Raw genomic sequence first — 12,594 nt, 5'->3', positions numbered from 1 at the left:
TGTCTATTTTTATGCTGGTAGTTGGATATCAATTGTTGTTCCTTTTCCTACACTGCTGCGGATCGTGATGTCCCCGCCGTGCTTGACGATAATATCCTTTGCAATGGCCATCCCAAGACCAGAGCCAGCATGTGAAACTCCTGTATTCGTCCCCCTGTAATAGCGGTCAAACACTTTTTCCAGCTCTGCCTCTTCTATTCCTCTGCCGTTGTCTTGGATCGTGATATGGGTTTTTTCTTTTTGTTCAAGCTGTACAATGATCGTCACATCAGGATCATTGTGAACGAGGGCATTTAAAATCAGATTGGTAACCGCTCTTCGAATGAGGATTTTATCAATATTCAGCATGAGCTTGTCTTCATTCGTTTGAAGCTCAATCGTCTGATCCGCATATCTTGAATCGTTTAAAATATCAATTAACGTTTCCCGCAGCAGTGACACGATGTTGACCAGCTCTTTATTGAGCATGACGCCGTTATTTTTCAGCCTTGTCGTTAAATTCAGATCCTCCATGACATCTTTGATATACAATGATTTATTCTCAATGATGCCCGCGTAATGTCTGATGTCTTGCTTTGAAAGAGGATACTTTGGGTCTTTCATGATTTCTGCATAGCCTTGAATAGAAGCGAGCGGCGTTTTAATATCATGAGAAATATGGCTGATCCATTCTTCACGCATTTGCTCTAGTTTGTCTTTTTCTTTTTTGCTTGAAGCGAGCTGCTCTGATAAGTGATTGACATTATAGAAGACATCTTTATAAATTCCTTTAGCAGGCAGATTTGTCGTGTAATCTCCGTTTGCCAGCCGCTGGATGCTATGAATGGCACGGCCGAGCGGTTTTGTGAGCTGCCGGCTGAATAAGTAACCAATGAGTAAAGCTATGATGGCATCAATTGATAATAAAATCATCGTCCCGATATTGAATCTAGTGACTAAATCCTTCGTGTCAAACGAGAATAGGTATTTTCCAATGGAAGGATCTTTAAATCCGATAAAGTAACTGTATTCTTTGCCCTTTACTTTTTTTTCGCCAGCATAAATGGTCGATAATAATTGCTTATCTTTATATTTATGTAAGTTCACGATGTCTATCGGTGTATATTTGTGCTTTAATCCTTTAGGTGCCTGCGCATGATACACGTCCTGTCCATTTTCGTCTAAAATTTGAATCCATGCATTCTGTTGTTTTAAGGCTTTCTGCCCTTCTTTGTTTACGGTTATCCCTTGATCAGAAAAAGAGACGTATTGTTCAAATGATCTTGTAAAGGTTTCGGGCGTATTTTCCTCGTTATGCTGGCTGTTTGCCTGAAGTACGAGCCAAATCATAAATACGAATAAGTTGATAAAGACCGTGATTATGGTCACGATAATGACAGAGACCATATATCTGCCTGTTAATCGCCATTTCATCCTTACGCATCCTTTACAACAAATTTATAGCCAAGCCCTTTGACTGTGACGAGAAACTCTGGTGTTGACGGGGAATTTTCTATTTTTTCCCGAAGTCTTCGGATATGAACCATCACCGTATTGTCAGAACCGAAGAAGTCTTCCCCCCAAACAGTTTGATAAAGCGTTTCTTTACTGATGATGCGGTTCGGATGCTGCAAGAAGTAGGTCATCAGCAGAAGTTCTTTCGGCGTGAGCTCAATGACCGTGCCGTTTTTCGTCAGTTCTGCTTGCTGCTCGTTTAACTCAAATGGCCCTTTTTTGATCACGGGATCGGCTTGAGATGACTGCAAGTATGAGAGCCGTCTCAGCTGCGCTTTCACCCGGTAGGCGACTTCCTTTGGGCTGAATGGTTTTGTAATGTAGTCATCCCCGCCGATGGCAAGTCCTACAATTTTGTCTGATTCCTCTCCCTTTGCTGATAAAAAGATAATCGGAACATGGGAGGTCTCTCTGATTTGTCTGCAAATATCATAGCCTTCACCGTCTGGCAGCATAATATCAAGTATGACAAGATCAGGCTGTTCTTGATGAAATTTCGTGAGCCCCTCACGGGCAGTTGAAGCTGTTATGACACGATCAATGCCTTCTCTTGTTAAAACTGTGTTGATTAATTCCAAAATTTCTTTTTCGTCATCGATCATTAATACTTTGCTTTGATGCTTTGGCATACATTGATCACTCTCCTGAAGTCATTGCCATTATTATACCCAATGTAAGAACATAGTGAAAAAATCAACTTCCTATTTGCATAAAAAAAGCCAATTTCCTTTTGAAATGAGGAAATTGGCTTCTGGTGATTCAATTGATTTTTTAGCGTTTGACTACAAATGTTGTCACACTTTGAGCCGGGAGATGAGCCCAAAATTGATTACCTGATATATTTAAGTCTGTACCAGGCTGAAGGTTGCTGTTGCTGCTCGTAATCCATCTTGATGCTTGTGAAGCAGTTCCATTTTGCATCACAAAGTGCTGATTGACTCCTGTATTGTTTTTGTTAATCGCGACAATGACGACCTGATTGTTTCCTTTGTAGGCAGATACGAAAACATTTGGTTCAGGACTTTTCGTTGCATCAATTCTGACGTATCCCGGGCGTACAAACTTGGAGAAATGCGCCATGTTGTAACCGCGTTTACTGATCAGGCCGTCTTCCTTCATAGGGCCGTAGGATCTGCGGATGTACCACCAAACATATGCCTGAAAGTCCCCTTCTACCATCGAATGGTGAATATGCTCTGAAACCCCTAATGCCTCAGGCCAGCGGTCCGCTGAATTGTTATCGCTGTTCGGGTAGTAGACCTCTGTCATCCAAAGCTCCTTCCCCCCTCCTTTTTGTTTGAACAATGGATACGGAAGCTGGCTGATTTGGGTTCCGTACAAATGGGCTCCGAGAATGTCCATATTTCCTAGCGCTTGTGGATCATTTAAGATAGGATCTGATATATTTTTAAGGTATTGAAAGGATTCTGGTGCAATCACGCGGGCATTAATGGAGCCGGCATTTTCTCTCATGAAACGCAGGATTTCCTGAGGAGTCCACCATGTCCATTCATGTGCATAATCGGGCTCGTTTTGTACTGATATCGCATAGAGATTGACGCCATTATTTTTCATATACGTCACAAAATCGTTCAGATGCTGAGCATATGCAGCGTATTGATTGTATCTCAGACGCTTTGCAGTTGTACCATTACGGTTGAAAGTCTCGACCATATGGCTTGGAGGATTCCAAGGTGAAGCGATCACTAAAGCTCCATGTTCTATTGCTCTTTTGGCTGTGGCGACCTCTCTGTGCCAATTATTTCTGTTCTCATCTACAAAAATTCTTAGAATGGAAAACCCTAATTGATTCTGCCCATTGCCAAAAGCGGTTTCCCTTTGAGGTGCGGTCAAATCACCAATCCAAGCCGGGTGGTTCATTCCGCCAAAGCCGCGAATCACTTGTCTTTCTGCATTGATATTAATATTGGCATCTGCTGCTGAAACTTCAGTGACGCCAGGTCCGATGAACATGACAGACAGCATGGTGAAGCAGACCAATAAAGTGCAGATTGGTTTTTTGATCATTGACATCAAATTTTTCCACTCTCCTATCATTTTGTTATCCTTTGTTATTGAGTAAACCGCCAGGAATCAAATTGAAATAGGTTTGCACCTGATCCTGTAAAGACAAAAAATACGTTGTGCACGCCAGCTGCTCCGTTTACAGTTGTTTCTACTTCTCGCCAGTTGTTCGTTCCGCCTGTGGAAGGGACATTTAGTGTTCCGACGAGTCTGCCGTCAGGACTTCCAAGGCGTACTTCTATTTTCCCGCCTGCATTTGATGCTACATTTGCTTTAAATGTTCTCGCACCGTTTGATCCGAAATCGACGTTACTGGCAGCCACCCAATCTCCGTTTTGAATGTTTGTGACATGCTGGTTATTGACTGGTCCGCCTGGGGCTGAGGAGGCCTCTGTTAAAATGCGTCCATTCCAAGCAAATGTTTCAGCTTCTACCCGCTGATAAGGATTCAGGTTGGAAAGCTGTTTGACCCCTTCAAAATTGGCTGCAACCTCTCGAAGGGAGCCGTCAGCATTATGCACAAGCTTATTAATGTGCGGAGATCTGTAGCCTTTTCCTGCCCCGTATAAGGCAGAGCTGACCGTTTGGGTATGATACACGACATACCAATCGTTTTTAAAATTGAACACAGCGTGATGGTTGTTACCGCCTCCCCCGAAAAATGCACCCGGATTTTTCAGGAAGTGCCCTCTATACGTAAAGGGACCCATCGGACTTGAGCTCGTCATATAACCGATCTCACCAGGTGGTTTATCTGCTGGGTGGGAGCCGCCAAAGTTGATGCAATAGGAATAGTAATAGGTTCCGTTATACTTATGCATCCCTGAGTCTTCAAACATAAAAGGAGCATCAATGGTCGAGGCGCTGCCCACAACACTTGTCATATCAGGCCCTAGTTTTAAGACTCTTGCTGTTTTCGGATTGGCCCATTGTCCCTGCGTTGGATTAGAACCGCCTGGTACACCTCCGCCGGCATATAAATACCCAGTGCCGTCATCATCTACAAAAACGGCTGGATCAAACAGCCATACAACCCCAGACATTCCTGGTGTATTTGGCGTGACGAGTGCTTTTCCGATAGGATCTGTCCATGGGCCGATTGGGGAGTCTGCTGTCAGAACACCAATCCCTCCGCCGCTGTTCGCGAAATAAAGGAAAAATTTATCTTTCCCATTGATTTTTTTCACCGCCGCTGATGGAGCCCAGGAAGCACCTGCCCATTTAGCGATCCCTTTGCCGCCATTTGCTCCATTTGCACCGGCTACTGGAATCGCGCCATGATCTGTCCAGTTCACCATATCTGCTGAAGAGATGACGAAGACCCTATTCAAATTGGCAAAAGAATTATCCTTAATCGTTCCGTTGCTGTGATATTCATAGTCATCACTCGACATATAAATGTACACTCTTCCGTTATAGGTGAGCGCAAACGGATCAGCGCCCAAGTGGTGGTCTATGAGCGGGTTTGCATTTCCTACACGTTTTGCAATTGTTGTGCTTGCCGCACTCGCATCATATACCGGTAAAAAGCTCAGTACCAAAGCAAAAATCAATAAACCAACGCCGCACTTCATCCTCGTCCTCATCGTTTCATTTCCTCCTGTTTTCATCTTCCTAATATTGGGGTTTAGGCCCAATTTCAAAATATGTTGATAGATACTGATGAAGAATGAATAGAAAGAATGATTTCTAGGGCAAATCCTTGCTGGAATCACGATGAAAACCCTTACTTTTTGACTAGAAGACAACAAAAAATGCAGTCTCCCATGATGGAGCTGCATTTTTTCTTTTTTGGAATGAAAAAGAGACTGCTTTCAGCAGCCTCTTCTTTTGAATTGATTATACTTTTTCAGGGACAAATGATTGATGATAAAAGGCTGGACGTTCTTGGAGATGGATTGGTGTTGTCTCACCAGTTGCCTTTGCTTTAAGACAAGCATCTGCTGTTACGGCAGCTACATATCCATCCCAAGCAGTAGGTCCATTTACTTCTCCTTTTAAGGAGGAATTGATCCAATCCTGCAATTCTTCGTCATAGGCTGCCTTAAATCGATGCTGCCAGTCTGTTAAGATATTTGTAGATCGTGTTGCCTGACTATGCAAAACGACACTGGCAGGATCAGGAAGACTTGCAATCCCTTTTTCACCGACAATTTGACACTGAATGTCGTAGCCGTACTGACAATGAACGAATATTTCGCCATTGATGATGGTCCCTTGTTGCGTCTTCATGATCACTATTAAAGGATCTTGTAAGTGCTCAGCAGCTTGCTGCGTTTTTTTAGGTGCAATGACTTGTACGGATACGTATTCATCATTTAGTAACCAGCGGTGGACATCGATTTCATGAATGAATGTATCGACAATTGACATATCTCCTGTATATGTGTCAGGGACGGTTTGGTTTCTATGTGCAGCATGAATTATTAATGGTTCACCTACTTGTCCTTCATCCAGTACTTGTTTTAAAGCGCGATATCCCGAATCGTACCGGCGCATATATCCAACCTGTACGAGTAATTTCCCTTTCTTCATTTCAGCCTCGACTATACGAATGCAGCCTTCTGCTGTGGTTGCAAGTGGTTTTTCACAAAAAACAGGTTTATTAGCTTCAATAGCAGCTAACACATATTCTTCATGTGTCGGCCCCCATGATGTGACGATAACGGCATCTACCTCATCTGATTGAATGAGTTGATGGCCATCCTCATAAATACGTGCATCAAGGCTGAATGCATCTACGATGGCTTTTGCCTGCTGTCTGTTCACATCAGTAACAGCCACCACTCTTCCTTTAGACAGCGTATTTGTAATTCGTTTCATATGATCTTGACCAATGGCACCTATACCAATAACACCAATCTTTAATTCCATCTAGTGACCTCCTGTTTTTGTGCTTTTCGCACAGCTGTTTTGAAGTTGATAGGAGTATGTTGTATTACATATAACGAGCGGTGACCATTTTCTTTCTAGTATAAAATTCAACACCGTCCGTGCCATTTGCGTGCAGGTCGCCATAGAATGAATCTTTCCAACCTGAGAATGGGAAAAATGCCATTGGTGCTGGAACGCCGACATTAATACCTAACATGCCTGCATCAATATTCTCGCGGAATTCCCTCACACTTGATGCACTATCAGTGTAAAGGCAGGCACCATTTGCAAATTTAGACTCATTGGCAATTTCAATAGCATCAGCAAGCGATGAAACGCGAACAATGGATAAAACGGGAGCGAAAATTTCGTCCTGCCAAATTTTCATTTCTTTTGTTACATGATCAAAAATAGTCGGTCCGATAAAGTATCCTTCTCCCTCTGTTTCATGATCTTTGCGGCCATCACGAATGAGACTCGCTCCTTCTTCAATACCTGATTGAATATATTGAAGCGTTCGTTCTTTGTGACTTTCCCGAATGACCGGGCCGAGGAAAACATCTTCATTCATGCCATTTCCAATGACCATTTGATTGGATTCAGCGATTATTTTTTGAATGAGCTCGTCAGCGATATCTTCTTCTACTGTGACAACAGCTGCAGCCATACATCTTTCTCCAGCAGAGCCAAAGGCAGCACCAACAATTTGTTTGACGGCTGCATCTATATCTGCGTCTTTTAGGACAATGGAGTGATTTTTAGCCCCTGCAAGTGCTTGGACACGTTTGCCATGCTCTGTTCCTTTTTTATAGACATATTCTGCGACTGGCTGAGAGCCGACAAATGAAATAGCTTTGACGTTTTGATGTTCAAGCAGACCGTTAACGACATCGTGAGCCCCATTGACTATGTTAAGAACACCTTTTGGAAGACCCGCTTCTTCAAACAGCTCTGCTAACCGTGCCGCAAGAACAGGCGTACGTTCTGAAGGTTTTAAGACAAACGTATTTCCGCAGGCAATGGCAAGCGGGAACATCCAGCAAGGAACCATCATTGGAAAGTTAAATGGCGTAATGCCGCCAATGACGCCAATAGGATAGCGGTACATGCCTGATTCAAGTCCAGTCGCAATGTCTGGCAGCTGTTTTCCCATCATTAAAGTTGGGGCACCGGCTGCGAATTCGACGCATTCAATGCCTCGCTGTACTTCTCCGCGTGCTTCAGTTAAGCTTTTTCCATTTTCTAGCGTAACTAGTTCGGCTAATTCTTCCCATTTTTCGACTAATAATTGCTGATATTTAAAGAGAATACGTGCACGTCTTGGTACAGGGGTTTTAGACCAGCTGGAAAACGCTTCTTTTGCTGCTTGAACTGCTCGTTCTACATCTCCTTTTGTTGATAGGGGAACTTCTGCAATGATTTTCCCTGTTGCTGGATTATAAACGGGTTCAGTTTGACTTGTTTCAGCATTTACCCATTCTCCTCCAATATAATTTTTTAATGTTTTGACAGTTGTTTTAGCCATGGTATTCTCTCCTCTACGATTAAATTGGTTGTGTTTGTTCAACTTTTGTTTCGTTCATAAAGTCTTTGATTTCTTTAACTGTGGGCATGGCATCTGATGAACTATGCTTAGAAATTACGATGGAGGCAGAAGCGCTTCCAAAACGCATAGCTTCTTCAATGGACATGTTGTTCATCAGCCCGTAAATAAAGGCTGAAGCATATGAATCACCCGCTCCGAATGTTTTGAGGACCTTTGTTTTAAAGATGCCGCCTCGATATGACTGTCCATCCTGCGTATAAGCGATGGAACCATCACCCCCATGTTTAATAACAACGATTTTGGCATGGTGTGAAAACCATTTTTTGGCGGTTGATTCATCATTTGACGGTCCATCTGCTATGAGTTTTTCCATCATATCAAACTCTTCTCTTGTGCCGATGATCACGTCTGATTTTTCAGCAGCTAAATTGTAATAAATCGCTGTTTCTTGCTCGGTTTGCCAAGTGTATGGACGATAATCCAGGTCAAAGAAGACAGTTACGTGATGCTTACGTGCATAATCAAGTGCCACAAATACTGCTTCTCTTGATGGACTTTTTGCTAGCGCAGTGCCTGAGATGAGTAAGGCTTTCGCCTTTTTGATATATTGTTCAGATACTTCTTGGACATCGATTTTTAAATCTGCTACATTGTCTCGGTACATTAAAATACTGCATTCTTCGGGACTCTTAATCTCAGTAAAAGCAAGACCCGTGACAGCACCAGATTGATCTATGACAATGCCGTCTGTATTGATGTTGTTCTTTTCCAAGTAGCTTGTTGCAAAACGTCCCATCTGATCGTTAGCGACTTTTCCAATGAATCCAGATTTCATACCGAGCCTTGCTAAACCAATGGCAATGTTGGCTGGAGACCCCCCGACGTATTTTGTGAAAGTCATCGTCTCTTCCATCGGCCGATTCAGTTCGTTCGCATTTAAATCAATACATAATCTTCCCATTGCAATAACATCAAGCTGCCGATCTTGTTTAAATGATAAGTCTAGCATCAGCGCCCCTCCCTTTTCATACTCAATTTGTTTTTCATCACCCATTCATGTTCAGCATTGTTATGAAACTTCCAAGTTCTCACTGGACCTGCCATGACATTCAAATAATAGATTTCATAGCCTGGTGGTGCTGACACAGGGTGATATCCTTTTGGTACAAGAACGGCGGAACTATCTCTTACAGCCATTGTCTCATCTAGTGAAAGATCATCTGTATATACTCTTTGTAAAACAAAACCTTGTTCTGGGTTTACTTTGTGATAATACGTTTCTTCTAAATAAGATTCGTGCGGTAAATTATCTTGATCATGTTTATGCGGCGGATAGCTCGACCAGTTTCCTTCCGGTGTAAATACTTCCACAACAAGCAGGTGGTCAGCTGGTTCATGTTCGGGTAAAATGTTGTGAACCTGTCTTGCAATATTACCTGCGCCTCTATGTTCAACCTCTACTCGTTCAGGAAGAATCAGACGAGCTGGATATGTGCCTTTTCCAGGTGCACTACAAACGGCAATCTCAATATCTGTTATGGCTTCAATTTCGTAATGATCATCGTTTGGTATATAAATGGAGAAAGGAGGTGTTTTCTCAAAAACATTCATTCGTTCGCCAATTTCTTTCCATGTCTCTTCTTTCGTTTGGAGATGAAGTTTACCTGAGAGAATGACAATGCACACCTCATTTTCACCTGTTTTTTTATGAAGGTTTTCACCTTTTGCCAATGTGTATACCTCAAAGCCAATATAGGTCCAACCTGCTGATTGAGGTGTGATGCTCAGCACCTTTCCCTCTTTGTCTCTTTTTTGTTTCGGTACAATTAAATCAGCCATTATGCACACACCTTTCATAAGCTTTTCTTAATATTGTCTTGCTTGTTTTAATTTTTGCTGTTTTTCTTCATATTCTTTTTTGATCTGTTCTTTATCAGAGATTTCTGAGATACCTACGTTCCACCATGAGTCACCGTAACCTGCTGTCATAGTTTTTGGAAGTACCTTCACATCAATCAGGGTACTGACCGTCTGTTTTTTAGCATCTTCAAGCGCAGATTTCAATTCTTCGAGTGTATGAACTTCATATGTTTTTGCTCCATAACCTTTTGCTGATTGTGCAAAATTGATTTTCATAATCTCTCCATCAAGCTGTCCTGTTTTCTTGTTTCTTTTTCGAAATTCAGTCGCAAAACTGTCCATTCCATGGCCCATTTGCAAATTATTAATACAGCCAAAACCGGAGTTGTCAAAAAGAATGATATTAATCTTATAGCCCTCTTGAATGCTTGTGACAAGTTCACTATGCAGCATTAAATAACTGCCATCACCTGTTAAGGCATACACTTCTTTGGTTGGTTCAGCCATTTTCACTCCAAGTGCAGAAGCAATTTCGTAGCCCATACAAGAGTATCCATATTCAAGGTGATATGTGTTTCGCTCTTTGGTCACCCACATTCTCTGTAAATCTCCTGGGAGACTGCCTGCAGCACATGTAATAATGGCGTCAGATGGCATCCATTCGTTTAAACAGCCAAGTACAGTCGTTTGAGGTAGCGTTGTATGAAGTTTTTCCTTATATTCATCTAATTCATGATCAAAGTGGCTTTTGATTTCAGGTGTAAAGCCTGTTTCAGTGTACTGAATATGATGAAGCCGATGTAATTCTTGTGCCCAGCGCTGCTTTGCTTCTTTGATTTCATTTTGATAACCTGTTTGATAGTTTGCCAGTTCATCCTTTAATGCAAGGAGTGCCATCTTCGCATCAGAAATGACTGTTGTTGCATCTAATTTAGATGCATGGTAATCGGATAAATTGATCGTTAAAACATCACTGTTTGCGTATAGCCGTTTAGATGATGTTGTAAAGTCTGTAAATCTAGTACCGACGCCAATAATAAGGTCAGCCTTCTGAGCGAGTTCATTGGCAGCACTATTGCCAGTGACACCAAGTCCGCCTACATTTAATGGATGGCTGCTTTCAACACAGCTTTTACCAGCTTGTGTTTCACTAAAGGGTATATGAAAAGTTTCAGCAAATTGGACAAACTCGTCAGCCGCCTCTGAGTAACGCACCCCTCCGCCTAAAATCAAGAAAGGCTTCTTTTTCTTACGAATGAGTGCCGCTGCTTCTTGAATACTTCTTGCTGAAGGTGCATATCTGTCTAAAAAATGCGTCCGCTCTTGAAAAAAAGACAGCGGGTAATCCCATGCTTCTCCTTGAACATCTTGAGGAAGCGAAATTGTGACCGCACCAGTATCTGCTTGATTTGTTAAAACACGCATGGCGTTAATCAGTGCAGACATCATCTGTTCTGGTCTTGAAACCCGGTCCCAGTATTTACTCACAGCCCGAAAGGCATCATTCGTCGATAAACTCAAGTCATATGTTTGTTCAATCTGCTGAAGTGCTGGATCTGGCTGTCGTGTGGCAAAGACATCACTTGGGAAAAGCAAAAGTGGAATTTGATTCGCTGTTGCCGTTGCAGCAGCTGTGATCATATTGGCAGAGCCAGGCCCAACGGATGAGGTGCAGGCCATTACTTGTTTACGTTGCTTTTGTTTTGCGAAAGCCGTTGCAGCATGTGCCATCCCTTGTTCATTTCTTCCTTGATATACCTCGAGCCTTCCAGGGTTTTCTTGAAGTGCTTGACCGAGCCCCAACACATTTCCGTGACCGAAAATCGTAAAGATTCCTTTGATAAAAGGCTTTTTTTCACCGTCATATTCAACGTACTGGGCATTTAAAAATTTGACCAATGCTTGACTCACCGTTAATCTGATTGTGTCCATTTTTCCCCCTGCCTTATCTGAAAATATTTTTGACATGTTCCTTCATGTTAAAGTTTGCTGACTTTCATCTTGTGAAGGAGCAACGATCCATTTGATATGATTCTTTTTGAAAAAGGTTGTATAGGAGGTATCCAGAGAATCGTCAGTGATTAAGTAGTCGATTTCATCCAGCTGGCAATATGTCAACATCGCATATTTATTGAATTTTGTATGATCGACTAATAGAATCACTTCTCTACCTTTTTTGACGACCATTTCCTTCATGCTTGTTTCTACTGGCGATGAATTTGTTACTCCATTTGAAATAGAGACCCCTGTTGAGGCCATAAACACTTTATCGAAGTTGTATTGAAGTACATCATTTGTATTAGTAAAGCTGGAAAATGATTTCGTTTTCCGCTCTAATTGGCCGCCAGTTGAAATGACTTGAAGCTGAGTGTAAGGCAATGCTTGTACAATAAAGTCTAAGTTGTTCGTGACAACCGTTAATTCCTTTTCTTTTATAAAATGAATCATTTCTAATGTTGTGGTACCAGAGTCAATAAAAATGACATCGCCATCATCTACTAATTGAGCCGCATCTTTTGCAATCCATCTTTTTTGAAGTTGGTTTCGTGTTTGTCTGTCATGAAATGATTCAAGCCTTGCATGATTGGCTGCTACTCCCCCATAAACCTTTTGGATATGTCCTTCTTCAACGAGCTTTTGAACGTCTCGCCTAATCGTATTTTTTGACACCCCAAAGGTTGTGACAAGATCATCTAACGAGACAGACTGATGTTGGATCACATATTCTTTTATTTGCTGGATTCTTTTCGTTTTTATCATGCTTAATCTTCCTTTTCATCTTATCTATGGGAGTG

General features: G+C 42.0%; 10 protein-coding genes. All 10 read right to left on the bottom strand.

Going from position 1 to position 12,594, the window contains the following annotated elements; genetic code table 11:
• Nucleotides 1-9: 9 nt before the first annotated feature.
• The 10 genes from EV579_RS00140 to EV579_RS00095 all read right to left on the bottom strand — a co-directional run bounded on the left by EV579_RS00140 (nucleotide 10) and on the right by EV579_RS00095 (nucleotide 12,559).
• Nucleotides 10-1,413 carry a sensor histidine kinase gene (locus EV579_RS00140; protein WP_133743753.1) on the bottom strand — a complete coding sequence of 468 codons (1,404 nt, stop codon included), beginning with the start codon at nucleotides 1,411-1,413 and terminating at the stop codon, nucleotides 10-12.
• A 2-nt stretch (nucleotides 1,414-1,415) separates the two neighbouring features.
• Nucleotides 1,416-2,123: a response regulator transcription factor gene (locus tag EV579_RS00135; protein ID WP_024427125.1), complete on the bottom strand. Its 708-nt coding sequence runs from the start codon at nucleotides 2,121-2,123 to the stop codon at nucleotides 1,416-1,418.
• A 142-nt stretch (nucleotides 2,124-2,265) separates the two neighbouring features.
• Nucleotides 2,266-3,531 (bottom strand): glucuronoarabinoxylan endo-1,4-beta-xylanase XynC, encoded by a 1,266-nt coding sequence (xynC, locus tag EV579_RS00130; protein ID WP_103132476.1) that lies wholly within the window; start codon nucleotides 3,529-3,531, stop codon nucleotides 2,266-2,268.
• Between the two features lie 35 nt (nucleotides 3,532-3,566).
• Entirely contained in the window at nucleotides 3,567-5,105 is a 1,539-nt protein-coding gene (locus tag EV579_RS00125; protein ID WP_024425184.1) for a glycoside hydrolase family 43 protein, read from the bottom strand.
• A gap of 253 nt (nucleotides 5,106-5,358) precedes the next feature.
• Nucleotides 5,359-6,393 carry a bifunctional inositol 2-dehydrogenase/D-chiro-inositol 1-dehydrogenase gene (gene iolG, locus EV579_RS00120; protein WP_025093209.1) on the bottom strand — a complete coding sequence of 345 codons (1,035 nt, stop codon included), beginning with the start codon at nucleotides 6,391-6,393 and terminating at the stop codon, nucleotides 5,359-5,361.
• 64 nt (nucleotides 6,394-6,457) lie between these two features.
• A complete protein-coding gene (locus tag EV579_RS00115) occupies nucleotides 6,458-7,918 on the bottom strand; it encodes a CoA-acylating methylmalonate-semialdehyde dehydrogenase (RefSeq protein WP_103132475.1) in 1,461 nt (486 codons plus the stop codon).
• Nucleotides 7,919-7,937: 19 nt separating this feature from the next.
• The gene (gene iolC, locus EV579_RS00110) at nucleotides 7,938-8,948 is read right to left on the bottom strand and encodes a 5-dehydro-2-deoxygluconokinase (RefSeq protein ID WP_133743752.1); all 1,011 of its coding nucleotides are present in this window, start codon (nucleotides 8,946-8,948) and stop codon (nucleotides 7,938-7,940) included.
• Nucleotides 8,948-9,778, bottom strand: coding sequence for a 5-deoxy-glucuronate isomerase (gene iolB, locus EV579_RS00105; protein ID WP_133743751.1), 831 nt, complete (start codon nucleotides 9,776-9,778; stop codon nucleotides 8,948-8,950). The genes iolC and iolB overlap by 1 nt, the downstream gene beginning before the upstream one ends.
• A 27-nt stretch (nucleotides 9,779-9,805) precedes the next feature.
• A complete protein-coding gene (gene iolD / locus EV579_RS00100; RefSeq protein WP_133743750.1) occupies nucleotides 9,806-11,731 on the bottom strand; it encodes a 3D-(3,5/4)-trihydroxycyclohexane-1,2-dione acylhydrolase (decyclizing) in 1,926 nt (641 codons plus the stop codon).
• 42 nt (nucleotides 11,732-11,773) lie between these two features.
• Nucleotides 11,774-12,559: a DeoR/GlpR family DNA-binding transcription regulator gene (locus tag EV579_RS00095; protein WP_133743749.1), complete on the bottom strand. Its 786-nt coding sequence runs from the start codon at nucleotides 12,557-12,559 to the stop codon at nucleotides 11,774-11,776.
• Nucleotides 12,560-12,594: the final 35 nt, after the last annotated feature.

The organism is Bacillus sp. BK450, assembly GCF_004364885.1.
GTDB lineage: Bacteria > Bacillota > Bacilli > Bacillales > Bacillaceae > Bacillus > Bacillus safensis.
This window is presented reverse-complemented; position numbering and strand designations above follow the sequence as displayed.

Excerpts from the sequence above, each read along its gene's own strand:
- iolC (WP_133743752.1), bottom strand. The coding sequence starts at position 8,948 with ATGCTAGACTTATCATTTAAACAAGATCGGCAGCTTGATGTTATTGCA.
- iolD (WP_133743750.1), bottom strand. The coding sequence starts at position 11,731 with ATGGACACAATCAGATTAACGGTGAGTCAAGCATTGGTCAAATTTTTA.
- iolG (WP_025093209.1), bottom strand. The coding sequence starts at position 6,393 with ATGGAATTAAAGATTGGTGTTATTGGTATAGGTGCCATTGGTCAAGAT.
- iolB (WP_133743751.1), bottom strand. The coding sequence starts at position 9,778 with ATGGCTGATTTAATTGTACCGAAACAAAAAAGAGACAAAGAGGGAAAG.
- EV579_RS00095 (WP_133743749.1), bottom strand. The coding sequence starts at position 12,559 with ATGATAAAAACGAAAAGAATCCAGCAAATAAAAGAATATGTGATCCAA.
- EV579_RS00140 (WP_133743753.1), bottom strand. The coding sequence starts at position 1,413 with ATGAAATGGCGATTAACAGGCAGATATATGGTCTCTGTCATTATCGTG.
- EV579_RS00135 (WP_024427125.1), bottom strand. The coding sequence starts at position 2,123 with ATGCCAAAGCATCAAAGCAAAGTATTAATGATCGATGACGAAAAAGAA.
- EV579_RS00125 (WP_024425184.1), bottom strand. The coding sequence starts at position 5,105 with ATGAGGACGAGGATGAAGTGCGGCGTTGGTTTATTGATTTTTGCTTTG.
- EV579_RS00115 (WP_103132475.1), bottom strand. The coding sequence starts at position 7,918 with ATGGCTAAAACAACTGTCAAAACATTAAAAAATTATATTGGAGGAGAA.